This is a genomic window from Afipia sp. GW822-FHT04G07, from assembly GCF_058800765.1.
Genome location: NZ_JBXAMP010000002.1, coordinates 105,284 through 128,530, shown reverse-complemented (window position 1 = coordinate 128,530; position 23,247 = coordinate 105,284). Strand labels below are relative to the sequence as shown.

At 62.5% G+C, this 23,247-nt stretch carries 27 protein-coding genes; 23 read left to right on the top strand and 4 right to left on the bottom strand.

What is annotated here, in order from left to right; genetic code table 11:
- Positions 1–3 precede the first annotated feature (3 nt).
- The 7 genes from AC1RKJ_RS20345 (at position 4) to AC1RKJ_RS20315 (ending at position 5,478) form a co-directional block, all read left to right on the top strand.
- Positions 4–540 carry an HK97 family phage prohead protease gene (locus AC1RKJ_RS20345; protein ID WP_492792930.1) on the top strand — a complete coding sequence of 179 codons (537 nt, stop codon included), beginning with the start codon at positions 4–6 and terminating at the stop codon, positions 538–540.
- Positions 510–1,250 carry a hypothetical protein gene (locus AC1RKJ_RS20340; RefSeq protein WP_492792929.1) on the top strand — a complete coding sequence of 247 codons (741 nt, stop codon included), beginning with the start codon at positions 510–512 and terminating at the stop codon, positions 1,248–1,250. Before AC1RKJ_RS20345 ends, AC1RKJ_RS20340 begins: the two co-directional genes overlap by 31 nt.
- On the top strand, positions 1,247–1,636 hold the full coding sequence (locus AC1RKJ_RS20335) for a hypothetical protein (RefSeq protein WP_492792928.1): 390 nt from the start codon (positions 1,247–1,249) through the stop codon (positions 1,634–1,636). The genes AC1RKJ_RS20340 and AC1RKJ_RS20335 overlap by 4 nt, the downstream gene beginning before the upstream one ends.
- Before the next feature lie 355 nt (positions 1,637–1,991).
- Positions 1,992–3,263 (top strand): phage major capsid protein, encoded by a 1,272-nt coding sequence (locus tag AC1RKJ_RS20330; RefSeq protein WP_492792927.1) that lies wholly within the window; start codon positions 1,992–1,994, stop codon positions 3,261–3,263.
- Positions 3,264–3,437: 174 nt separating this feature from the next.
- Positions 3,438–4,601, top strand: coding sequence for a hypothetical protein (locus AC1RKJ_RS20325; RefSeq protein ID WP_492792926.1), 1,164 nt, complete (start codon positions 3,438–3,440; stop codon positions 4,599–4,601).
- A 5-nt stretch (positions 4,602–4,606) separates the two neighbouring features.
- A complete protein-coding gene (locus AC1RKJ_RS20320; RefSeq protein WP_492792925.1) occupies positions 4,607–4,960 on the top strand; it encodes an STAS-like domain-containing protein in 354 nt (117 codons plus the stop codon).
- The gene (locus AC1RKJ_RS20315) at positions 4,960–5,478 is read left to right on the top strand and encodes a hypothetical protein (RefSeq protein WP_492792924.1); all 519 of its coding nucleotides are present in this window, start codon (positions 4,960–4,962) and stop codon (positions 5,476–5,478) included. The genes AC1RKJ_RS20320 and AC1RKJ_RS20315 overlap by 1 nt, the downstream gene beginning before the upstream one ends.
- 273 nt (positions 5,479–5,751) lie before the next feature.
- Here the strand turns inward: AC1RKJ_RS20315 and AC1RKJ_RS20310 are convergent, their stop codons facing one another.
- On the bottom strand, positions 5,752–6,033 hold the full coding sequence (locus tag AC1RKJ_RS20310) for a hypothetical protein (RefSeq protein WP_492792923.1): 282 nt from the start codon (positions 6,031–6,033) through the stop codon (positions 5,752–5,754).
- A 51-nt stretch (positions 6,034–6,084) separates the two neighbouring features.
- The gene (locus tag AC1RKJ_RS20305) at positions 6,085–6,846 is read right to left on the bottom strand and encodes a S1 family peptidase (RefSeq protein WP_492792922.1); all 762 of its coding nucleotides are present in this window, start codon (positions 6,844–6,846) and stop codon (positions 6,085–6,087) included.
- A gap of 76 nt (positions 6,847–6,922) precedes the next feature.
- On the opposite strand from AC1RKJ_RS20305, the gene AC1RKJ_RS20300 reads away from it, so the two are divergent.
- Genes AC1RKJ_RS20300 through AC1RKJ_RS20270 form a run of 7 tightly spaced genes read left to right on the top strand, consistent with a single transcriptional unit; the run spans position 6,923 to position 9,765 of the window.
- Complete coding sequence (locus AC1RKJ_RS20300) at positions 6,923–7,492, top strand: head-tail connector protein (RefSeq protein ID WP_492792921.1); 570 nt, start codon at positions 6,923–6,925, stop codon at positions 7,490–7,492.
- Positions 7,489–7,809, top strand: coding sequence for a phage head closure protein (locus AC1RKJ_RS20295; RefSeq protein WP_492792920.1), 321 nt, complete (start codon positions 7,489–7,491; stop codon positions 7,807–7,809). The genes AC1RKJ_RS20300 and AC1RKJ_RS20295 overlap by 4 nt, the downstream gene beginning before the upstream one ends.
- A gap of 13 nt (positions 7,810–7,822) precedes the next feature.
- Positions 7,823–8,233 (top strand): DUF3168 domain-containing protein, encoded by a 411-nt coding sequence (locus AC1RKJ_RS20290; protein WP_492792919.1) that lies wholly within the window; start codon positions 7,823–7,825, stop codon positions 8,231–8,233.
- A 10-nt stretch (positions 8,234–8,243) separates the two neighbouring features.
- Positions 8,244–8,651: a phage major tail protein, TP901-1 family gene (locus AC1RKJ_RS20285; RefSeq protein ID WP_492792918.1), complete on the top strand. Its 408-nt coding sequence runs from the start codon at positions 8,244–8,246 to the stop codon at positions 8,649–8,651.
- A 2-nt stretch (positions 8,652–8,653) separates the two neighbouring features.
- Positions 8,654–8,983 carry a gene transfer agent family protein gene (locus tag AC1RKJ_RS20280; protein ID WP_492792917.1) on the top strand — a complete coding sequence of 110 codons (330 nt, stop codon included), beginning with the start codon at positions 8,654–8,656 and terminating at the stop codon, positions 8,981–8,983.
- A complete protein-coding gene (locus AC1RKJ_RS20275) occupies positions 8,980–9,177 on the top strand; it encodes a rcc01693 family protein (RefSeq protein WP_492792916.1) in 198 nt (65 codons plus the stop codon). The genes AC1RKJ_RS20280 and AC1RKJ_RS20275 overlap by 4 nt, the downstream gene beginning before the upstream one ends.
- A gap of 3 nt (positions 9,178–9,180) precedes the next feature.
- The gene (locus tag AC1RKJ_RS20270) at positions 9,181–9,765 is read left to right on the top strand and encodes a phage tail tape measure protein (protein WP_492792915.1); all 585 of its coding nucleotides are present in this window, start codon (positions 9,181–9,183) and stop codon (positions 9,763–9,765) included.
- Between the two features lie 187 nt (positions 9,766–9,952).
- Here AC1RKJ_RS20270 and AC1RKJ_RS20265 read toward each other — a convergent pair whose 3' ends face one another.
- Complete coding sequence (locus tag AC1RKJ_RS20265; RefSeq protein ID WP_492792914.1) at positions 9,953–10,189, bottom strand: hypothetical protein; 237 nt, start codon at positions 10,187–10,189, stop codon at positions 9,953–9,955.
- A 98-nt stretch (positions 10,190–10,287) separates the two neighbouring features.
- Here AC1RKJ_RS20265 and AC1RKJ_RS20260 point away from each other — a divergent pair, with 98 nt between their 5' ends.
- The 5 genes from AC1RKJ_RS20260 (at position 10,288) to AC1RKJ_RS20240 (ending at position 18,361) form a co-directional block, all read left to right on the top strand.
- Positions 10,288–10,932, top strand: coding sequence for a phage distal tail protein, Rcc01695 family (locus AC1RKJ_RS20260; protein ID WP_492792913.1), 645 nt, complete (start codon positions 10,288–10,290; stop codon positions 10,930–10,932).
- On the top strand, positions 10,929–11,816 hold the full coding sequence (locus AC1RKJ_RS20255; protein ID WP_492792912.1) for a phage/gene transfer agent baseplate hub protein: 888 nt from the start codon (positions 10,929–10,931) through the stop codon (positions 11,814–11,816). Before AC1RKJ_RS20260 ends, AC1RKJ_RS20255 begins: the two co-directional genes overlap by 4 nt.
- A gap of 82 nt (positions 11,817–11,898) precedes the next feature.
- A complete protein-coding gene (locus tag AC1RKJ_RS20250; protein WP_492792911.1) occupies positions 11,899–12,345 on the top strand; it encodes an NlpC/P60 family protein in 447 nt (148 codons plus the stop codon).
- Between the two features lie 145 nt (positions 12,346–12,490).
- Positions 12,491–16,366 (top strand): baseplate multidomain protein megatron, encoded by a 3,876-nt coding sequence (locus AC1RKJ_RS20245; RefSeq protein ID WP_492792910.1) that lies wholly within the window; start codon positions 12,491–12,493, stop codon positions 16,364–16,366.
- A 6-nt stretch (positions 16,367–16,372) separates the two neighbouring features.
- Positions 16,373–18,361 carry a DUF2793 domain-containing protein gene (locus tag AC1RKJ_RS20240; RefSeq protein ID WP_492792909.1) on the top strand — a complete coding sequence of 663 codons (1,989 nt, stop codon included), beginning with the start codon at positions 16,373–16,375 and terminating at the stop codon, positions 18,359–18,361.
- A 9-nt stretch (positions 18,362–18,370) separates the two neighbouring features.
- On the opposite strand, the gene AC1RKJ_RS20235 is transcribed toward AC1RKJ_RS20240, so the two are convergent.
- Entirely contained in the window at positions 18,371–20,515 is a 2,145-nt protein-coding gene (locus AC1RKJ_RS20235; RefSeq protein WP_492792908.1) for a lysylphosphatidylglycerol synthase domain-containing protein, read from the bottom strand.
- A 190-nt stretch (positions 20,516–20,705) separates the two neighbouring features.
- On the opposite strand from AC1RKJ_RS20235, the gene AC1RKJ_RS20230 reads away from it, so the two are divergent.
- From AC1RKJ_RS20230 to AC1RKJ_RS20215, 4 genes are all read left to right on the top strand, one after another.
- On the top strand, positions 20,706–21,068 hold the full coding sequence (locus AC1RKJ_RS20230; RefSeq protein WP_492792907.1) for a hypothetical protein: 363 nt from the start codon (positions 20,706–20,708) through the stop codon (positions 21,066–21,068).
- A gap of 1 nt (position 21,069) precedes the next feature.
- Positions 21,070–21,861, top strand: a complete 792-nt coding sequence (locus AC1RKJ_RS20225) for a glycoside hydrolase family 108 protein (RefSeq protein WP_492792906.1) — start codon at positions 21,070–21,072, stop codon at positions 21,859–21,861.
- The gene (locus AC1RKJ_RS20220) at positions 21,848–22,438 is read left to right on the top strand and encodes a 3TM-type holin (protein WP_492792905.1); all 591 of its coding nucleotides are present in this window, start codon (positions 21,848–21,850) and stop codon (positions 22,436–22,438) included. The genes AC1RKJ_RS20225 and AC1RKJ_RS20220 overlap by 14 nt, the downstream gene beginning before the upstream one ends.
- Before the next feature lie 98 nt (positions 22,439–22,536).
- Entirely contained in the window at positions 22,537–23,232 is a 696-nt protein-coding gene (locus AC1RKJ_RS20215; protein ID WP_492792904.1) for a response regulator transcription factor, read from the top strand.
- The last annotated feature ends 15 nt before the right edge of the window (positions 23,233–23,247 follow it).

Below are 23,247 nucleotides of genomic sequence, written 5' to 3'. Positions count from 1 at the left end.
CCCATGCACGCGCCGATGTCATCGCCATCACGCATGTCGCTCGCAAGCGACGGCACGGTGGAAGGTTACGCCAGCCTGTTCGGCGAAGTGGACCAGGCGCGCGACATGGTGATGCCCGGCGCGTTTACCAAGACGCTGGCGCAGCGGGGCTTGCGCAAGATCCCGATGCTGTTCCAGCACGATCCCGCCGAGCCGGTCGGCATCTGGCTCGACCTGCATGAGGATTTTCGCGGGCTGTGGGCGAGGGGGCGTCTGATCCCCGATGTTGCGCGCGGCCGCGAACTGCTGGCGCTGGTGAGCGAGGGCGCGATCGACGGGCTCTCGATCGGCTACCGCACCGTGCGCGGCCAGATCGATCCGAAGACGCGCATCCGTAAACTGTATCAGGTCGATCTCTGGGAGATTTCGATCGTCACGTTCCCGCTGCTGGCGGGGGCGCGTGTTCGCGCGGTGAAGCAGGCATTCCCCAGGCCAAAGCTGTCACTGCCGCGGACGCGCGCTGAACATGAGTGGCGCTCGCTGTCGAAGACGGGGCGCTGATGTTGCGGCACGTCGAAATTTTTCACGCGCGGCAACGTGCGCGATTCATGCGGCCGGATGCGGCGCGGTATATTCGGCCGGATGTGGACAGATGGCTGGCGCCACCGCATCCCGACGAGCGGAAATATAGTCCGAGTCAGCCGCGTGACTGGCGCGGCAGATGGACGGACGGCGGAGGCGGTGCCGGTGGCGATTCAGCCTCGCAGACGGGGCGGATCAATTTCGGCGACTTGCCGAGTTTTAGTGACCTGTTCGGGCTGTTTCAGATCACACCCGGCGATGGCGCGTTCGGAGGTATTCAGCTTGCTAGTGACGGGAAGCCTCTTCTCGATAGTTTCGGCGAGCCGTATTATGCTCCGGGCGGTCACCACGACCTGCCGCAGAATATATTCAAGAAATGGGATTTACCCGAAGAAACTCGCCGTGTTTTCAATCAAGCGACTACCGGTAAGTTGCCGACAGGGAGATACGAGGTGGACGGTGTGTTAAGAGGTCACCAGTGGGACGAAGCGCACCGAAATTACAACGAAGCGACACGCGAGCTGAGCGAGCGCTTTATGAAGGAGCGCAACATCATCCCTAGTCAAATGACACCAGAGCAGGCTCGCGATCTTCTAAAGGAGGTCAGAGAGTCGGAGAATCCCACCATTCGAGACTACAATCGGACGCTGCGAATGTTGCGCCGAATATTCCGCGGCGGCAGGGAATGACGACGATGGGTGAGGATAATGGCCTTAATGAAGGAGAGCGAGCTCACGAGTTGGTCTGGCAGAAGCTGTATGATGAAGTTGGCGCCATATTCAGCGAGTTTTCACGGCAGGGGTTGATCGGCGAGGAAGAGTATTTTGTTGTCCCGGACGATTGGGGTTGGAGCCGTCTCCAGACCGAGCTCGTACTTTCGCCGCTTTGGCCCGAATTCGTGCGGAGGTTTCAGCTTATCCTCGTCGATTTTCCGGATTGGTGGATCACGATGCAGGTGATGCGAAACGAAGCGGATGGATGGCCCGGCATGGGAATCATTGTCGCAGTCGATGAAGTTCAAGATGAACTCAAACGCGAGTATCTTCCTGCTGAGCTGCGCGACATAACGTTCTGAGTTGGCCGGCTGCATCAATTTTGTCGCGAGCGGTGCGAGTGATGACGATCCATTCTCGCAGATTTCCCGGACTGGTCGATCACCATGGAGGTGATGAGAGAATTTACGGACAAACAGCCTGGTATGGGTGTCTATGTATTCGCGGACCGTTTTAAAGATCAACTGAAGCGCGAGTATCTCTCCGAAAACCTTCGCAACCTTATTTTCGATTAGATCGCAGAGGCTCAGTGAAAGCCGACGTTCTGTTCTGTTAACGACTATCCCTGAGCTATCACCGACCAGCCGCCCCTTCGGGCGGCGTTTTTGTTTGTGCATTTCAAGTTCAACACGAACCAACATCAGGAGAGCAATGAAAATGGACTACGACATCAACGACGCCGCGCCGGAGCATAAATCCGGCATCTCGTCCGCCGCGCGCGGCGAGCACGACGCCATCATGCAGATGTTCGAGGAGTTCAAGGCCTCGAACGACGAACGTCTGGCCTCGCTCGGCCGCCGTGCCGACGTGCTGCTCGATGAGAAAGTCGACCGCATCAATGGCGCGCTCGACGCGCAGATGAAGCGGATCGATGATCTCGCGCTGAAGGGCGCGCGGCCTTTGCTTGAAGGCGGCCGGCTGGACGGTTGGCGTGCCCGCGCCACCGATGCGCAAGCGCGCGAGCACAAGAGCGCGTTCGACGCCTATGTGCGCCAGGGCGAAAGCGGCGGACTGCGCGCGATGGAAACCAAGGCGCTGTCGGTCGGCTCCAACGCGGACGGCGGCTACCTCGTGCCGGCCGAACTCGAACACGAGATCGGATCGCGGCTCGCCGCCATCTCGCCGATCCGTGCCATTTCCTCGGTGCGCGAGATTTCCGGCAACGTCTACAAGAAGCCGTTCATGACCGCAGGCCCCGCCACCGGCTGGGTGGGCGAGACCGACACACGTTCGCAGACCACATCGCCGACGCTCGATGCGTTGAGCTTCCCGGCGATGGAGCTTTACGCCATGCCGGCGGCGACCGCGACGCTGCTCGACGACTCGGCGGTGAATATCGACGAGTGGATCGCTTCCGAAGTCGAGATGACCTTCGCGGTGCAGGAGGGCGCCGCCTTCGTCAGCGGCGACGGCTCCAACAAGCCGAAGGGTTTCCTCAACTATACGGCGGTGGCCAACGGCTCGTGGACCTGGGGCAATCTCGGCTATGTCGCGAGCGGATCGGCAGGCGCGTTCCCCGGCTCCAATCCGTCCGACGTGCTGGTCGATACGATCTACGCGCTGAAGGCGGGCTATCGGCAGAACGGCACGTTCGTGATGAACCGCAAGACGCAGGCCGCGATCCGCAAGTTCAAGGACACCGGCGGCGGTTATCTCTGGCAGCCGCCGGCGCAGGCGGGCGGTCGCGCATCGCTGATGACGTTTCCGCTGATCGAAGCCGAGGACATGCCTGACATCGGCGCGAATTCGCTGTCGATCGCGTTCGGCGACTTCAAGCGCGGCTACCTGATCGTGGACCGGGTCGGCGTGCGCGTGTTGCGCGATCCGTACAGCGCCAAGCCTTACGTGCTGTTCTACACCACCAAGCGCGTCGGCGGCGGCGTCCAGGATTTCGACGCCATCAAGCTGGTGAAGTTCGCGGCGAGTTGAGCGGGCGCTAGACTACTGATGCGGTGTGCTAGGCCAGCACGCCGTATTCTTTTTTACCGAATTGTACTGTGGGATATGAGGTGTTTCCTATCAACTCATGAAGTTATTGCGAGCTAGTCCAGCATAGGAGTATAAATATGAAGGCATGAAGCCTTCATATTTTGTGAGATTACGTTGAAGAATTTAGCGATAGCGCGGCGCATTCATTTTGTGCTGCACGCCGTTTACAAACAGCAGAGAGGCCTCGCGTGGAAGCGCTGGCGTCGTGACAAGCGTGTCGGCCTCTTTCGTGAGCGAGTTAGTATTTTTAATCGCGGGCGTCATGAGCGAATTTGGGCTTATGGAAAGACGTCGCTTCCGGCGGTATTTTGCTTGGATCAGAATCCTGTAGAAACAATCGCCTTTCTAGAGAATATGCAAAACAGCCTTCTGCGCGAGGCAATGGCGATTCGCTCTAAACCTCTGTCTCGGCGTAAAGGTGGCCGACGAATATCGTCTTATTTTGACTTCAAATCCTTGACGCACATTAGCCCCACGGCCGCTCTGATTTTGGCGGCAACATTTGATCGGCGTAAGTACATTACGAAAGCTAAACCCCACACGATTGATGAGCATTTGTGGAAGCCTGAGGTTATTTCAGTGCTTCGCTCTTTGGGGTTTCATGAGCTTTTGGAAATGGAGCCCCAGATTGCTGGACCACAAGCCGACGAAGCGCTTCGAATTCTCAAGTTTGTCTCCGGCGAGAAGGCAGAAGGTGAAAGGCTAGGTCAGCTTCAGGAAAAGCTTGTGGCTCTGCTTCCAAGGGATGAGCAAGAGCGGCTTCTTTACGCTGAACCGTATGGTGGGATGCTGGAAGCTGCCTTGAATTCTGCCACGTGGGCATATCCGGCAAACCACAAATGGGACTATCCTGTTCTGCCCAGGTGGTGGATTACCGGGGCAATCGATACGCGGAACCGAACGGTAACCGTTGCAGTTTATGATCAAGGTGTGTCCATTCCAGCAAGCCTTCCTCATTGGGAACATTGGGGAAAAGTTGATAGAATGGTCCAACGTCTTCTAGCTAGATCGGGATTGTCAGACCCTGCGGGCGATCCTACTTATGATGGACAGGCTATTAGGCTAGCTATGACTGTAGCTTCAACTAACACTAAACTGCCGCAGCACGGAAAAGGACTGCACACGATGCGTGAGGTCGTTGATCGTGCCCGTTCGGGTCGACTTCGTATCCTAAGTCGCTTCGGTGACTGCGTTTGGGAGAAGAATAAAAAACCCATATCCCGCAACTATGCGAATTCGATCGGTGGTACGCTTATCGAATGGCGAATTGAGCTTTAACAGCCATGATGATGCTTTCCATTGCAGATAAATTCAGCCGATATCCGGGCCCTCGTTACAGAAAGGATGGTCCTTTCAGCGGCGAGCAATTTCGGCAAGAGCAATTGATTCCAGCTATCCAGGAAGCGATACAAAAGAATGATAGATTGGTAGTTATTCTGGATGATGTCGCTGGATATGGCTCTTCTTTTCTCGAAGAAGCTTTTGGCGGATTGTTGAGAGAAGGGCTGACCCTAGAGCAGCTATCAAAGTACTTGAATATCGAAGCAAAGACCCAGCGCTTTCAACACCATCGCTTGCGGGCTCAAATATATATCCAAGAAGCTGCTGCACGCACTTCTGACCGTGCGCGGCACTGATGCTGGTTCTTCTCTCCGGCCTTGTAGGCGCGCTTATTGGTTCCGGGGTTACAGGGGGTTTCCAAATTTGGAAATTCCGACGCGACGAACTGGCAGCTCGATGTGACGAGTTGTGCAAGGTTATTTCAGAGTCTGCCGCGGTCGCATCTGAATATTGGGCGACTGAATACACTGATAAAGCGAAGGCTCGCATTGCTGAAGCCAAGATACTTGGATCTCAGGCACTTTGTGACGGCCTTTATGCTGCTATTAGACACCGCTTGGGAACTGCATCCCAAGCAAGGTTAGATACTGCAATGTCTGACTTTGTCGATGCGATGACCGGAGGTGAATTCACGGTGGAAGGTCGCTCTGCAGACGTTGGCAGGGTTAGCCGAGTGCCTCAGACATCTTCGCTTTTAGTTGTCGCGCTCCGGCAGGCGCATCACGACACCATGCCGTTCTCCAATCTTTTTCATACTATTCGCGAGAATGAGCAAAGGAAGCTCGACCTTCCTATAGGTTGGGACAAACGGTAGCCTTCGATAGCAACAGTTGGAGGCAGAGCATGAGCAGCTACACCAAACTAACAATAGCTTTCTTCCTTCTCGTTTCTGTATCCGCTATCACCCCAGCCTCCGCGCGCGGCGGCGGGGCAGCGAATATCACGGGCTCGCCAGGCTATCAGCGGGCGCTGCAGGAATCGCGGCAGCGGTACCGGGACTCGTATTCGCAGCCGTATACGCAGCCGCCGTCAGTCTACCCGCGCAAGAAATGGCGGCATCGCGGACGGCGCTGAGAGTTAGCGCGCTTCAGCGCGACATGCCGACGCCCACATCGATCGATCCGCCGACGCGAACGCAGGTGTTCGAGCCCGGCATCCGCACAAACCCGGCGCCGAATTCCGTGCAGGGTGTCGCGGCGCGGGGCTGCGCGATGGGCTTCGGTTTCTGGGTTTCTTTTGATGTTGCAGCTTTCGCGCGCGGTCGCGAAAGCGTTGCATCTGGTTGTTGCGCGAGCGCGGCCGGGGTCAGCACGCCGAACGCCACAGCGGTGATCGCGAACCGGAAGATTGTCGCCGAGCCTCGTCCCATGGTCGGATCCTTGTTCCTGCGCTCATCGTTACGCCGCGAGCGCCGCCTGTCCTAGAAGACCGCGCCCCAGCTTCGCGCGGTTTTCACGATCCAGTCTTTATATAATGTCAGCGGCGTCATGCCGGTGAGGCCGCCGCAGCCGTCCGTGTTGTTTGCGCCGGTGGACCAGCTCACCACGCCGACAATGACGCTCATGCCATTCTGATCCTGAAACACCGGCGCGCCGGAATCGCCGGTGCACGCGCCGATGCCCGCGCGCTTGTTCTGTGTGAGCGGATCGACCAGGCGCACCTGCAGCGTGCCGGGATTTCCCGTCACCGTCAGCCCCGCCGCGCGAACCGTGCCGACGCCTGCGTCGCTGCCCGAGGCGGTGGTGCCGATGCCGGCAATGGTGAACGGCGCGCCCGGCATGATCGGGATGCGCGGCAGGCCGAGCGTCGCTGGCGCTTTGTTCGGAACGGACGAGGGCAGTTGCAGCAGCGCGACATCTGCGGTGGCGCGATGCGCGTTCATCGCCTGCATGTTGAATTGCGGATGGGTGACGGTCTTCTGCGCGGTGAGCAGGCGCGGCGGCTGCGTCGAGTAATCGACGACCCGGTACGACGTGTTCGGCGTGATGCAGTGACCGGCGGTCAGCACGATGTTCGGTGCGATCAGCGAGCCGGTGCACACGTTGCCGCGCGAGCCGATCACCGTGACGATCGACCGCGCAACCGCCTCGGATGGTGCGGAACGGCTGCCGGTAATGGCGTGTGCCGGCTGCGCAAGCGCTGCGGCAACGAGAATAAAGAGAAGACGGGACGGATGGATCATCCGCAAGGATGAGCCTTGATGCGCGCGTTTTGTCAACCGCTACGGGTGACTTCTTCGAACACGAAAGTTTCAATCCATGTCTGTATACCTTCTCACCGCGCCCGCGGCCGAGCCGCTGTCGCTCATCGAGGCGAAGAACTTCCTGCGCGTGGAACACGACGCCGACGATGCGATCATCGCGGCACTGGTGTCGGCTGCGCGCAATCACGTCGAGGCGCTGACGCGCAACGCGCTGATCGCGCAGACCTGGCGGCTGGTGCTGGACCGATGGCCGGACGGCGGGCGGATCAAACCGCGGATCGGTCCGTTGCGGTCGCTCGCGGCGGTGCGTGTGTTCAGCGGGTCCGGCGAGGCGAGCACGATCGATCCCGAGACATTCGTGTTCGATCGCGCGGCGGGCGTGATCGCGGCACCCGGCTGGTCGCTGCCTGTGCCGGGGCGGGGCATTGCGGGAATCGAACTCGACATCGAGGTCGGGTACGGCGAGGCGTCGTCCGACGTGCCGCCGACGTTGCTTCAGGCGATCCGGATACTGGTGGCGCACTGGTATGAAAACCGCGGGCTGATCGCCATTGGCCAATCCGTCGCGATAATGCCGGCTTCCGTCAACGCCATGATCTCCTCGCATCGGGTGCTGTCGCTATGATCGATCCCGGACAACTCAGGACGCGGCTGGTGATCCAGCAGCCTGTGGAGACGCCCGACGATCAGGGCGGCGTGGTCCGCAGCTACACGACATTCGCGACCGTATGGGCGCAGGTGACGCCGCTCGCTGCGCGCCGCGACATGCAGGCCGACGGTGACGGCGCGACGCAAAGCTATCGCATCGTTCTGCGCAGCAATCTCAGTCTCACGCTGCAGCATCGTTTCAGCGACGGCGCGCGCATCTATCGCATCAATGCCATCCGCGACCGCGACGACCGCCGCTTCATCGAGATCGATGCGGACGTGCGCATCTCCTGATCGAGGACCCGTCATGACCACAGCCAATGTCGCGCTCCGCGCCGCGATTCACGATGCGTTGCGCGCGGACACGCCGCTGACGAGCGCGCTCGGCGGCGAACGGATTTACGACGAACCGCCGCGCGACGCGGAGTTTCCCTATGTGACGCTGGGCGAGGCGCGATTGCTGGATGTCTCGTCCGACGGCGGGCAGACGCAGGAGCATCAGCTCACCTTGCACGCCTGGTCGCGCAAGGGCGGGCACCGGGAAGCGCATGTCATCGCCGGCGCGCTGCTGCAGGCGCTCGACGACGCGCCGCTGTCGCCCGACGGGCATCGGCTGGTGAACCTGCGATTTTCGATTGCCGACATCCGCCGCGAGTCCGACGGGCGCACCTATCACGCGCTGGTGCGGTTTCGCGCCGTCACCGAACCCCTGATCTGAGGAGAAACCAATGGCCGCCCAGAAAGGCAAGGACCTGCTGCTGAAGATGCACGACGGCGCGGGCTTCGTCACCGTCGCTGGATTGCGCAGCCGCAGGATCGCGTTCAACGCCGAAACCGTCGACGTCACTCACGCGGAATCTACCGAGCGATGGCGCGAGTTGCTCGCCGGCGCGGGCGTCAAGCGCGCATCGGTGTCGGGCAGGGGATTGTTCAAGGACGCCGCGTCCGACGCGATGGTGCGCCAGGCGTTTTTCGACGGCGTGCTGAAATCCTGTCAGGTGATCGTGCCGGACTTCGGCGCCATCGAGGGCCTGTTCCAGATTTCGAGTCTCGAGTTTTCCGGCGAGCATAACGGCGAGGTGACGTTCGATCTTGCGCTGGAATCCGCCGGTGCGCTCACCTTCACCGCGAGCTAATCATGCCCAACACCTATCGCGGCGAGATCGCCGCCGACCTCGGCGGTAAGCGCCGCACCCTGGTGCTGACGCTCGGCGCGCTGGCCGAACTGGAATCCGCGTTCGGTGCGAGCGACCTGATGGCGCTGGCGGAACGCTTCGGCACCGGCCGGCTGTCGGCGCGCGATCTTGTGCGCATTATCGCGGCTGGACTGCGCGGCGCGGGCGAAGACATCTCGGACGACGAGGTCGCAGCCATGACCGTGGACGGCGGAGCCGCGGGCTATGTGCGCGTGGCCGCGGACCTGATCGCGGCGACATTCGACGGCGCGCCCGTCACGGACGCGGCATGAAGCCGTTTCCCTGGCAAGAGGCGATCGGCTTCGGGCTAGGTGTATTGCGGCTGCCGCCGGAGCATTTCTGGCGCATGACGCCGCGCGAACTTGCTTACGCGGTGGCGGCGGTGCGCGGTCCGAACCATGAGCCGATCGATCGCGCCGGGCTCGCCGCGCTGATGCAGATGTTTCCCGATAAACGTGGAGAGTAAACGATGGCGCTCGATTCATCCGGCGAGGACGTTTCGCTCACGCTGGGCACGCTCGGCTTGCGCACTCGCGATCTCGCGCTCGGGGCCAGTGCGTTTTCGCGCGCGATGACCGGTGCGTTCACGGCGTCGGTGGTCGGCGGCAAGCAGTTCGATGACGTGCTCAAATCCCTGACGCTGCGGCTGTCGGATCTCGCGGTGCGGCTCGCGTTCAAGCCGCTGGAGACTGGCCTCGCCGGTGGACTGAGCAGCCTTCTCTCGGGATTGACCGGCGCGAAGTCGCCTTCAACGATTTCCCTCGCAGCGGCAAGCGGCGCGGTGAAGCCGTTCGCGAGTGGCGGCGTGATCAGCACGCCGACTTACTTCCCGCTGATGCAAGGCGGCGTCGGTCTCGCCGGCGAGGCCGGGCCGGAGGCGATCATGCCGCTGGCGCGCGGGCCCGACGGCAAGCTCGGCGTCGCCGGGCGCGGCGGCGGCAACAGCGTGACCATCCAGATCGCGACGCCGGATCTGGAAAGTTTCCGCCGCTCGGAAAACTACATCACCGGCCAGATCGCGCGCGCCGTCTCGCGCGGGCAGCGAAGTTTGTGAAAGCCACTCTTACAAAAACGTTCGGTCGTGCCCCGGACGCAGTGCAGTGCGCAGCAGTGCACTGCTGAGCCGGGGCCGTTCGAGGCTCTGAGCCTGTGATGGTCCCGGTTCTGCGAAGCAGCGTTACACGCTGCATCGCGCCCGGGACAAGCGCGGTGAGGACAAAACCAACAGGCCGAACCGGTCTCTAGTTCACGCGGTCGCGCAGCCCCTTGACGCCCTTGTGCTCGGCGCAGTGGTCGCAGCAATAGAACTTGCCGCTAGCCTCGAGCCCGTGACCGACGATGCGAATGCCGCAGTTCGCGCATGTCGGCGCCAGGGCGTGGATCGCGCATTCGAAGCTGTCATAGGTGTGGGTCTTGCCGCCCGTCGTGACCTGAAATGCCTTGTCGTAATCGTTTCCGCAGGTTTCGCACTGGGTCATGTCTGATCTCCCGTTGGTTGCCTCGACATCCGATCAGTCAATGGCTGCCGGGCGCATCGGTTCCCGGTCCACTTTCAAACAAACGCCGAGGTTGAACGATGCCCGCCGGTTTTCATGAGGTGCTGTTCCCGCTCGACATCGCGCTGAAAAGCGCGGGCGGGCCGGAGCGGCGCACCGACATTATTACGTTCGGTTCGGGACGCGAGGAACGCAATGCGCGCTGGGCGCATTCGCGCCGCCGCTTCGATGCCGGCTACGGTGTGAAGACGCTCGATGCGTTGCAGGAGGTGGTCGCGTTCTTCGAGGAGCGGCGCGGGCAGCTCTATGGCTTCCGCTGGCGCGACCGGCTCGATCATTCGTCCGCTCCGCCGGCGTCGGCGATTTCCCCGCTGGACCAGACACTGGGCACCGGCGATGGCGCGCTCGCGACATTCCAACTGCTGAAAACCTACGGCAGCACCTACGCGCCGTATACGCGCGCCGTGTCCAAGCCCGTGCCCGGCAGCGTGAGCATTGCAGTCGCGGGCAGTGAAGTGCCGTCAGGCACGGCGTTCACCTGCGACACGGCGACTGGTGTGGTGACGTTCCTGCCGGGGCATGTTCCGGCATCGGGCGCGGCGGTGACAGCGGGCTTTCAGTTCGATGTGCCGGTACGGTTCGATACGGATTATCTCGAGGTCGATCTGTCGGCCTTCGCTGCGGGTGCGATCCCGAAAATTCCGCTGGTGGAGATCCGGCCATGAGGGACATCCCAACCGCCTTGCAGGCGAAGCTGGATTCCGGTGTGACCACGTTGTGTCATTGCTGGAGGCTGACGCGGCGCGATGACGCCGTGCAGGGCTTCACCGATCATGACGACGATCTGCTTATTGAAGGCGTGACCTATCGCGCGGGGACCGGCTTCACCTCGTCCGAGGCCACCAGCCGCTTCGACCTGTCGGTGGACGGCGCGGAAATCGCGGGCGCGCTGTCGGACGATGCGCTTCTTGAGAGCGATCTGGCGGCGGGCCGTTACGATGCCGCGCGCGTCGAGACCTGGCTGGTGGACTGGAGCGATGTGAGCTTGCGTGTGCTGACTGCGCGCTCCACCCTCGGCGAGGTGCGGCGTGAAGGGCAGGCGTTCAGTGCCGAGCTGCGCGGTCTGGCGGATTCCCTGTCGCAAGCGAACGGGCGGCTGTTCACCGCGCGATGCAGCGCCGATCTCGGCGACGTGCATTGCAAATTCGATCTCGCCGCGGCGGGACTGGAAGGCGAGGGCAGCGTGTCATCGATCGAGTCCGCGTCCACGCTTGTCGCCGCAGGGCTCGACGGATTTTCCGAAGGCGTTTTCACCGGCGGCAAGCTGACGTGGACGTCGGGAGAAAATGACGGGCTGGCGGCGGAGATCAAGGATCACCGGATCGTCGCGGGCCATGCGCGGCTGTCGTTGTGGCAGGCGATGCCCGAACCGATTGCGGACGGCGACGCGTTTGTCGTCACCGCCGGATGCGACAAGCGTCTCGCCACCTGCCGCGACCGCTTCGCCAACGTGATCAACTTTCGCGGCTTTCCGCAAATTCCCGGCAACGACTTTGTCATCGCCTCGCCCGACGCCGGCGCGGGCAATGACGGCGGCTCGATGGGGTGATCGGAGCTCTCTACCTCTCCCCGTAAGAACGGGGAGAGGTAGAGCATGTCGCCGTATTTCAGAATTGAGTTGGACATTACCAATGACCCCATCTCTCACCCGCGCCGCCATCGTCACCGAGGCCCGCGACTGGATCGGCACGCGCTATCGCCATCAGGGTTCGCTGAAGGGCGTCGGCTGCGATTGTCTCGGTCTGGTGCGCGGGGTCTGGCGCAACTGCGTCGGCTCCGAGCCGGAGACGCCGCCGGCTTACGCGCCGGACTGGGCGGAGGCATCGGGCGCGGAGACGCTTGCTGAAGCTGCATTGCGTCATCTCGTGCCGGTGGCGCGTGAGGAGATCGGCGGCGGCGACGTGCTGCTGTTTCGCTGGCGCGACGGCTTTGTCGCCAAGCATGCAGCGATTGCGACATCGGACGGCACAATGATTCACGCGCATGACGGCGCTGCGGTGTGCGAGGTCGCGCTGTCGGCGTGGTGGCGCAGGCGGCTCGCATTTGCGTTCCGGTTTCCGGGAGTGGCGGAAGATTGAGTTCCCGCTGTGTCCCGGACGCGGTGCGGCACGTAGTGCCGATCCGCAGAGCCGGGACCGTTACATACGAGATTTTGCGGTCCCGGTTCTGCGAAGCAACGCTGCGCATTGCATCGCGCCCGGGACGCCAACACGAGACATCCAGATGGCAGCCCTTGTTCTTTCAGTGGCCGGTGGTGCTGCGGGCGCGGTGTTCGGGCCTGCGGGCGCGATCGCCGGTCGCATCGCCGGCGCGCTGGCCGGAAACATTCTCGACCGCTCGCTGTTCGCGAAAGATTCCAGCCGCAGTGTGCAGGGGCCGCGGCTCGCCGATCTCGACGTTATGGCCTCGACCGAAGGCGCGCCGATCCCGCGTGTCTATGGACGCGCGCGTCTCTCGGGTCAGGTGATCTGGGCGACGCGGCTCGAGGAAGTGGTCTCGACGCGCACCGAGACGTCAGGCGGCGGCGGAGGAAAGGGCTTCGGCAACGGCGGCGGAGGCGGCGGTGCCGTCACCACCACGACGACCACATACTCCTATTATGCGAACTTCGCGGTCGGACTGTGCGAAGGCGAGATCGGCCAGGTCGGCCGCATCTGGGCTGACGGCAAGCCGCTGGATGTGTCCGGACTCACCATGCGCGTTCATCGCGGCGGCGAGGAGCAGGCGGCAGACGATCTGATCGTCGCCAAGGAGGGCGCGGCTAACGCGCCGGCCTATCGCGGCGTCGCCTATGTCGTGTTCGAGCGGCTGCCGCTGGCGGATTTCGGCAACCGGATTCCGCAATTGTCGTTCGAGATCGTGCGGCCCATCGGCCAGCTCGAACAGATGGCGCGCGCGGTGACGCTGATCCCCGGCACCACGGAGTTCGGCTACGAGACATCCGCCGTGGTGCGCGTGCTCGGCCCCGGCCAGTCCGCGCCGGAAAACCGTCACGTCACCAGTGCCGCGTCGAATGTCATGGCGTCGCTCGACGATCTGCAGGCGACGTGTCCCAACCTCGAACGCGTCGCCATTGTCGTGGCCTGGTTCGGGAACGATCTGCGCGCGGGCAACTGCACCGTGCGCCCCGGCGTGGACAACGCCATTAAAGTGACGTCGGGCGGCACATGGTCGGTCGCGGGCCTGAGCCGGGCAGGTGCTTACGTTGTCTCGTCCATCGACGGGCGTCCGGCCTACGGCGGCACGCCGTCGGACGACAGCCTGCGCCATCTGATCGCCGAGCTGAAGGCACGCGGACTGAAAGTCACGCTCTATCCGTTCCTGATGATGGACATTGCGGCAGGGAACTCGCTGACCGATCCATGGACTGGCGTGGCGCCGCAACCGGTTTATCCCTGGCGTGGCCGCATCACCTGTCATCCCGCCCCGGGAGTCAGCGGCTCGGTGGACGGCACCAGCACGGCGGCATCGCAGGTGACCAACTTCTTTTCAGGCGGCGGGCCGAGCGGCTGGAACTATCGCCGCATGATTTTGCACTACGCCAGCCTCGCTGTGTCCTGCGGCGGCGTCGATGCATTTTTGATCGGCTCGGAGTTGAAGGCATTGACGCGCGTGCGCTCGTCGCCGGGCGTCTATCCTGCGGTGACTGCGCTGACGACACTGGCCTCGGATGTAAAGGCTGTCGTCGGCGCGGACACCGTCGTGACCTATGGCGCGGACTGGACCGAATACGGCTCGCATGTGGTGGGCGACGAGGTGCGCTTTCCGCTCGACCCGCTGTGGGCTTCTCCCGCTATCGACGTCGTCGGCATCGATTATTACGCGCCGCTGTCGGACTGGCGCGACGACGCCGGGCAACTCGACACGTCGATCACGTCGTCGATCCATGATCGCGGCTATCTCGCGTCGAACCTCGACGGCGGCGAGGCCTATGACTGGTACTACGCCGATGATGCGGCACGCGCCGCGCAGACCCGCGCAAGCATCACCGATGGTCTCGGCAAGCCGTGGACCTATCGTCCCAAGGATCTGTGGAACTGGTGGGCGAGTGCGCATGTCGAACGCGTCGGCGGCATTGAACTCGGCGGCGCGACCGCATGGACGCCGCGCAGCAAGCCTATCTGGCTCACGGAAGTTGGCTGTCCCGCCGTGGACAAGGGCGCGAACCAGCCCAGCGTGTTTCCCGACCCGAAATCCGCCGAAGGCAACATTCCCTACTTCTCGAACGGGCAGCGCGACGACCTGATCCAGCGCCGCTATATCGAGACGATCGTCGCCGCGTTCGATCCTGCGTTTGGTGGCGCATTGAATCCGGTGTCACCCGTCTATGGCGGGCGGATGATCGATGTGTCGGGACTGCATTTGTGGACCTGGGACGCGCGGCCGTATCCGGTGTTTCCGGCGGCTGCCGATGTCTGGAGCGACGCGCCGAACTGGCAGACCGGGCACTGGCTGACCGGACGGCTCGGCGCCGCGCCGCTTGATGCGCTGGTCGGGGCGATTCTCGACGACGCGGCTGTGACCGGCGCGCGCACCGATGAACTGCGCGAAAGCTGCGACGGCTATGTCATCGACCGGCCGATGTCACCGCGCGCAGCGATCGATCCGCTGGCGATGGCTTACGCATTCGATGCGACGGTCGCTGGCGGCGAACTGGCGTTCGTGCAGCGCGGCGCGCCACCGGTTGCGGAGATTACCGAAGACGAGCTCGTGGACCCAGCGAAGGGCGCACTGGCGCGGCTGACGCGCGGGCAGGAAACCGAACTGCCACGCGAGGTTTCTTTTGGATTCACCGATGGCGCGGCGGACTATCGCCGTTCCGCCGTCACGTCGCGTCGTCTCACCGGCGGATCGAACCGTGCGCTGCATTCGGATTTCGCGGTGGTGACGGACGATGCCGCCGCCACGCGCCGCGCGGACATCTGGTTGCAGGATCTGTGGGCGGGGCGCGAGAGCGTCGAGTTCTCGCTCGGCATGAGGGCTTTGACGTTGACACCCGGCGATGTGGTCGGCGTGACCATCAACGCGCGGCGCAGGCTGTTCGAGATCGGTGAACTGGTCGATACGACCTCGCGACAGGTCAAGGCGCGCAGCATCGATCCCGAGGTTTTCTCGGTGCCACTGTTCGCGCCGCGCGTGAAGCCGCCGGTGATTCCGCCGGCTTTGGGTCCGGTGCAGGCGCTGGTGCTCGATCTTCCGGGCATCGATGCGTCCGAGCCGCCGGTGCTGACGCGGCTCGCGATCTTCGCCGATCCCTGGCCGGGGTCGATGACGGTGTGGCGCTCCACCGATGGCTTGAGTTTTGAGAAAGCCGCGACGGCGTTTGCACCCTCGATCATCGGCGAGACGCTCGATCCGCTGCCGGCGGGACCGACGAGCCGGTGGGATCGCGGTGGCAACATGCGCGTGCAGCTTTATGGCGGCGCGCTGGCGTCGGTCGCGGACGCGCGCGTGCTTGACGGCGCGAACGCGGCTGCGGTGCTCAACACCACGGGCGCGTGGGAAATTCTTCAGTTCGCCAACGCCGAACTGGTGGACGACAAGACCTACAGGCTTTCGCGGTTGCTACGCGGGCAGGCGGGCAGCGAGCAGGCCATCGCCGATCCGTTGCCCGCCGGCGCGCCGTTCGTGCTGCTCGACGATCATCTGCTCGCAATCGCGCGGGGCCTCGGCGCGCTCGACCGCGCCATCGATCTGCGCATTGTCGCGACAGGCCGCAGTCACGACGATCCGTCGGCGCTGTCGCTGACCGTGACGCCGCAGCCGACCGCGCTGATGCCGTTGTCGCCGGTGCATGTGAAGGCCGCGCGCACGGGTGACGGCATTCATGTGTCCTGGATTCGCAGGACGCGCCGCGACGGCGACAGCTGGGGCGTGGAAGTGCCGCTCGGCGAAGATACCGAGGCCTACGCGCTGGACATTCTCTCGGGCGCGTCGGTGGTGCGAAGCATTCCCTGCATCGCACCTGCGGCGTTCTACGCGAGCGCCGACGAACTCGCGGATTTCGGCGCGCCGCAAACAAGCCTCCATGGCCGCGTTGTGCAGATGTCAAGCACGGTCGGGCGCGGGCATCCGGCAGAATTCACTCTCACGATCTGAGCAATCATGACAAACACACCTCATCTCGGGATGCCCTTCATCGAAGGCAGCCAGGCGCAGAAACATATTACGCACAATGAAGCGTTGCGAATCTTGGATGCCGCGATCCAGATCGGAGTGCTCGATACCGATCAAACCCTGCCGCCGCCGACGCCAGCGGAGGGCGATCGCCATATCGTGGCGAGTGGTGCGACCGGCACGTGGGCCGGACAGGATGACGCGGTCGCCGTATACGAAGACGGGGCGTGGCGCTTTCTCACGCCGAAGCTTGGCTGGTGCGCGTGGTCCGACGCCGACAGCGCGTTGCTTGTCTATGACGGTGCAGCATGGACCGCGGCGGCGAGCGGCGGGATCGGCGCCGTGTCCGGCAGCGTCGCGCAACTCGGCATCAACGACACCGCGAGCGATCCGAACCTGCTGACGGTGAAATCCAACGCGGCGCTCTTCAACGCCGTCGGCGTGGCCGATGGCGGCTCCGGCGACATGCGCGTGCAGATCTCGAAGGAGGGAAGCGCTAATACCGCGTCGGTGGTGTTCTCCGATGCGTTCTCCGGCCGCGCAGAATTCGGCCTCGTGGAATCGGATACGTTCAAGCTCAAGGTCTCGAACGACGGATCGACATTCGTCGAGGCGATCACGTTCAACCAGAGCACCGGCAACGCCTCACTCCAGCGCGGGCTTGCGCTGACCGGCGTGATCTCGCCGTCGCAGATCACGTCGGCGCAGAACGACTATGCGCCGACCGGCTTTGCTGCTGCCTCGACGCTCCGGCTGTCGAGCGATGCCAGCCGGAACGTCACCGGGCTTGCGGGCGGCGCGGACGGGCGAACGATCATCATTCACAACGTCGGCTCCCAGAACATCGTCCTGACCAACCAGGATTCGGCATCGGCGGCGGCCAATCGCTTCCTGCTGGGCAGCAATGTCACGCTCGCTGCGAATGCCTCGCTGTCGCTGCGCTACGACGGCACCACGCAGCGGTGGCGCGCGATCGCGTCGACGAGCAGCGGCGGAGGAAGTGCAGCCGGGATGACCGACACCGAGCGGCAGAACTCGGTGCTCGGTCTGATCTACCAGTCGAAGTCGCTCGGCGATATCCGGCGGCTGGTGAACCTGTTTGCAACAGGGTTCAAGGCCTCGACCGATACGCTGCGCGGGATCGTCGCAGGATCGTCGAGCAACTACGACGCCACGAATGCAGCCGCGAGCGGATATGTTCTTCCGACGGCAACCGTCAGCGGCACGACGGTCACGATCAATTCCGCCGATACCACGGTGGCCGGTCAGACATATACCTTTGTCGATCGCACCACAGCGCTTGTGAACAGTGTGACGGTTTCCCGCATCGGCTGGTATTCGACGGTTGCGCGCAGCGTGACCGCCAAGATTGTAAAGCGAAATTCCGCGAACAATTACGATGTGGTCGTTTCCCAGACGTTCTCACATACCGGTTCTGGCTGGGAGGATTTTGCGCTCACTTCGTCTTATGCCGTGCCCGGCAGCGGATCGTATTATCTTGCGGGTTACGTTGGCGCCGGTGGATCGAATCCGAACGTCAAGAACACGTCGGGCGGGCGCGCCTATGTCGCGGCCGATTTGACCGGAACGGGGCAGGCCACGGCGGGCGAAGACACCGGCAGCACCTATCCGATGCGTTACACGCACACGGCGACCAGCGCCCCCGCCGACATGACACTGGTGACGACGGCGCAGACGGCGGATTCATCCGTGAGCACCGGCAGGGTTCTGATCGAATACGATAATACGGCAGCGCCTGCGCTCAACACCGATCTGACGGTGGAAATTTCCGCGAACGGCGGAACGAACTGGGCAAGCGCAACGCTGTCCGCGGTCACGTCTTACAGCCAGGGCGGCCGCAAGGTCGCAGAGACGGCGGACACGGCTCTTACGTCGGGTACATCGTTTCAGGCGCGGATCAAGACGCTGAACAGCAAGAGCGTGCCGATTTACGGCGTGGGGCTCACGGTGCATTAGCGAGCGAACTCAAGCGCGGATTTGTGCGGCTGGTTGTCCGACGTGTAACTCGTGCGGGCGCGGTATCAAGGCGGCGCCCAGCAGGAACCAGAAAGTTCTCTGGTAGAGCAATTCGTGAGAGAGCGACATGACAGCAAGCGCAACGATAATCAGAACCGTAAAATTGCCTGCCATATCGTTGGAACGAAATCGCGGCAGCTCGACGCCGACGATGCGCGCAATCGGGGCAAAGAAGACAAGTAGTCCGACCAGGCCGAACTCACCAAGGAGCCAAAGAGGTGTGGAGTGGATGACCAAAGCATTTGTTTTCCACTGATGGATGTAGACACCGAGCCCGCCTCCGAACAACGGATTTTCGGTAAACATTTTGACCGCGCCCGTCGCATTCGTCAGATGCTCAGTGGTGGAAGAATCCACACGCCAGACAGCAAGCTTATCGACGGCTTGCAAACCGCCCCCGGTGTAAAGTCCGGTCGAGTAACCTGAAACAAGCAGAAGTGAGATCGTCGCGAGCGCCGCGATGCACAGAGCGAGTGCAACTGGGACAACGACGCCTCTGATATAGATGGAGGCTATCAGGATGACGGCTATGCCGGCAATCAAGCCGGCCCTTGAAAGCGCCAGCCACAGTCCAGTGAACGCGATGGCTATGAATAGCGTTCGCCGCCCTGGCAGCGCCAAGGCCGCGCACAGAACCATGATGCATTGAAATGCGAAAGCATTTGAGTTTTGCGTAAAACCGACCGTCAGACTGGTTTTGATGATGCCAAAAATCTGAAGAAGGTTCGAGCCGTACTGGAAGACAATAACCGCGCAACCGGCAACGACAAAAGTTCTCAATATCTTCTCAAGGCCGATGTTGGCTGACATCGCTCCGGTGAGCGCGGTCGCCATGAGAACGAACCATCCAAGATACTTGTTTGCCAGGGCCCATTCGGTCCAGCCGATCGAGTGAGCGCCGATCAGGAGCGCCAGGGTCATCGCGAGAGTGCAGGCAATGAAATGCAGATTCATTCCGGAAATCCGCCATTGCGGAAATCGCCCCTGAGACATCGCAAACAAGGAAATCAATCCGCCGAGAATCAATATCGGGTCGGCAAGATTGACATTGATCAGAGTCGATTGGGTGGGAAGGTTGACTTGAAAGAAAATCAGGACGGCTGCGACGACGGGAATGATCTGCGGCAGCAGGAGATCGCGCGCCGTCAATCGATCGGCGTGTGGTGACGCTGCGGGAGCCTCGATTTTGTTGACCCGGCCAACCGTCGATACCGCAGTCAAAAAGAACGCGGCCAAGATCGATATTGTTCCGATGAGCAAGGCAACGAGCAGTGCGCCTTCTTTGGGAACGCCGATTGCGCTTAAGGCTGCGACGGCGCTCAACTCGCGGACGCCCCAACCGGCGAAGCTGATCGGAATGCTAGCGGCGAACATGACGAGAGTGGCGGCGGCGGCCAGATCAAGCAGCGGAATCTGCGGAGCTATCGCGTGGGCGGCGGTTACATACGCGCCCATCATCGGAAGCTGAACGAGAACTGAAACCGCGAGGGATCGCAGCAGCTTTTTGACGTCGCTGAATGTTATTGCGCGCCATGCGGTCAAAAGCGCACCGCGCCACATATAGCCTGAGACGAGGAGAACGAATGACATCCCCACGATCAGGCGGATCGGACTGAGGTTCACCTGCAGCGTTAGTCCGCTGAAAATGTAAATCGCTCCCGACACGGCGAGAGCGGCAGAAATCAAAGCCGCTCCAACCCGCTCTGTTCCGGTAATCAGCACCGTTCCGGTCATCGAGATATTGTGACGAGCGAGGTATGCGCCGCGCGCCATCAGCTGGCCGATCAACTGGAAAAAGAGGAATCCTCCGACCTGGCCAACGCTGACCGTCGCGACGCTTTGGGAAAAAGTCAGAGGATAACCGAAGTCGGCGGCGATCAGCTTCAGTCTGAATGCTGCAACCAGAAACGCGGTCAAGATCGCGCACACGATCAACACGAGGCCATGCGCACTAAATCGCGCGATCGAATCCGTAAAATTGGCGAATGTGGTGTTGTAAACAGCCGTTATCGTTGCGGCCAAGAGAAGGACAGCGGTTACAAGAAGTTTTCCTCTGCGGCCCTGAGCTTTCTCGGGGGCTCCTGTATCCGTCATCGCTTTCTTTCTGATTAGTTACTGAAGGCTTAGGCAGATTCCCGCACTGATGCCAAGCCTCTCGTTCGGCCGGAGCCCGCAGCAATCGCTGGGAAGATTTTCGCGAACAGCTCGTGCGGGCGCGGGCCGGCCAGAAACAAAATTTTGGAGGTAGCATGGTGCCGGGCGACTTCACGTTCCCGAAGGGCGTGTGAATGCGATCAAGGCTGCCGGGGAAACGGCCAACCTGCTAAAAAGAGGCTCCTACAGCGCGGATTACAAATTTCCAGCGATCATCAACGCCAGCCGCGGGCAGGCGACGGGGAAGGCGCTATGGGCGCCGTACCACAAGGTTGACGAACCCGAGCCTCGCTTCGTGCGGGGCTTTTTCTTTGCCCGTCGCGGGCCGCTGTCCCACGGAGAAATCAAAATGACGCTCGCTTCATTGCGTGATCGCCTCGCTGTGCCTTTGGAATGGATTGCAAGGCAGATCGCGGCGCGGCCCTGGATCACATTGAAGGCTGTGCTTGTCGTGTGGCTCGTCTCGCTCATCGTCGTCGCGTGGGCGTTTTGAGATGGCGGCGGCGTCCTACGATCAGGCGCTGACGCGGCTGCTCCGCGATGAGGGCGGCTACACCGATCATCCCTCGGATCCTGGCGGGCCGACCAATTTCGGCATCACGCTGGCCGACGCGCGGCGTTACTGGAAGGTCAACGCCACCGCCGACGACGTGCGCGCGCTGCCGCAAAGCGTCGCGCGCAAAATCTATCGCGAGCGCTACTGGAACGCGATGCGTTGCGACGAGCTTCCCACAGGTGTCGATTACGCGGTGTTCGATTACGGCGTGAATTCCGGCACCGGCCGCGCGGGCAAGGTGCTGCGGCGCATGCTCACGATGTCCGACAATACGAGTGCGATCACCGACGATGTGGTCGCTGCCGCCGCGCGGCGTCACGCGGGCGATCTCGTCATTGCGATCTGCGCGGAGCGTCTCGCGTTCCTGAAATCGCTGAAAACATTTCCGGTGTTCGGGCGCGGCTGGACCGCGCGCGTGGGCGGCGTGCGCACAGCGGCGTTGGCGATGGCACAGAGCCGTCCGCCTGCGCCCGTCGCGAGCACGCCGTCGGAAGGCAAGGCCGTTGTGCCCGCGACAATTCCGGCGGGGCAGGCGTCCGCGGGCGCGGTCATCGCCGCTGGCGCGGCGGCTGCGGTGGCGACGTCGCGGCTTGAGGTGGCGGCGGCAGTCGCCGCGGCAGCCGGGCTCACAGCGCTCGCAATCTTTCTCATCTGGCGCTGGCGCCGGCGCGTGAATCAGGAAGCGGCGGTGCCGCCTTTGGCTGAAAGGACATCCCATGAATTGGGCTGATGTGGCGCGACAGGTGATCGGGCTCGGCGCGCCGATTCTCGGCACGGCGCTGGGCGGCCCGCTCGGCGCTGCCGCAGGACGAATTCTCGCGGATGTCGTCGGCGCAACCGATGCCACGCCGGAGGCGGTGGGCAAGGCGCTGTCGGCCGGCGGCGCGGACCGGATCGCGCAGGCCGAATCCACATGGGCCGAGGCTGTTCGCGCTGAGGCCGAAGCGGCGCGCGGCTCCATTGCGGAAACCCAGGCGACGATTCGCGCGGAACTCACCGGCGAGGATGCGCTGCAGCGCTGGTGGCGTCCGCTTTATGCATTGGAATTGACCGTGGAATGCGCGGCCTTGTGGGGTGTTCTTGTTCATGAGTTCTGGACTGGCGACATGGCGGCGATCAACGCGCTGGTCGGCGCGACGGGCCTTCTCGTGAGCTATTGGGGCTTCCGATTCGGCGTGTTAGGCGTCTACATGAGCGGCCGCACCCGCGAAAAGGTCTGCGCAGCTACCGGCCAGGATGCTCCCGGCGTGTTCGACAAACTGGCCAGGGCGGTGACCGGCAAAACAGCGACCGTGACGAAAAAGTAATCTTGGAAGTTGTCCTGGGGGCGCCGCCGTTCATCCATCATTCACCGCCGCGCCGTTCATGATAGCGTTAGTGGAATGTCAGATTTGCGGAGACCGCCTTGCGCCTTCTTGTCGTTGAAGACGACCCGGATTTGAACCGTCAGCTCACGACAGCCCTGTCGGACGCGGGCTATGTCGTGGACCGTGCCTTCGATGGCGAGGAGGGGCATTTCCTCGGCGATAGCGAGCCCTATGACGCGGTGGTGCTCGATATCGGCCTTCCCAAGATGGACGGCATTTCGGTGCTGGAGGCGTGGCGGCGCAACAAGCGCACCATGCCGGTTCTGATCCTCACCGCGCGCGACCGCTGGAGCGACAAGGTGCAGGGCTTCGACGCCGGCGCCGACGACTATGTCGCCAAGCCGTTTCATCTCGAAGAAGTTCTCGCTCGGATTCGCGCGCTGCTGCGCCGAACTGCCGGACATGCGCAGTCCGAGCTGACCTGCGGGCCGGTGATGCTCGATACCCGCACCAACCGCGTCAGCGTCAACGGCAATCCCATCAAGATGACGTCGCACGAGTATCGGCTGCTGGCCTATCTCATGCATCATTCCGGCCGCGTGGTCTCGCGCACCGAACTGGTCGAGCATCTTTACGATCAGGACTTCGACCGCGACAGCAACACGATCGAGGTTTTCGTCGGCCGGATCCGCAAGAAGCTTGAGGTCGACATCATCCAGACCGTGCGCGGCCTCGGCTACTTGCTGACGCCGCCGGTGGCTGATGCGAAGTCTCCCGCAACCGATGCGCGCTAGGGGATAATCGGTTAA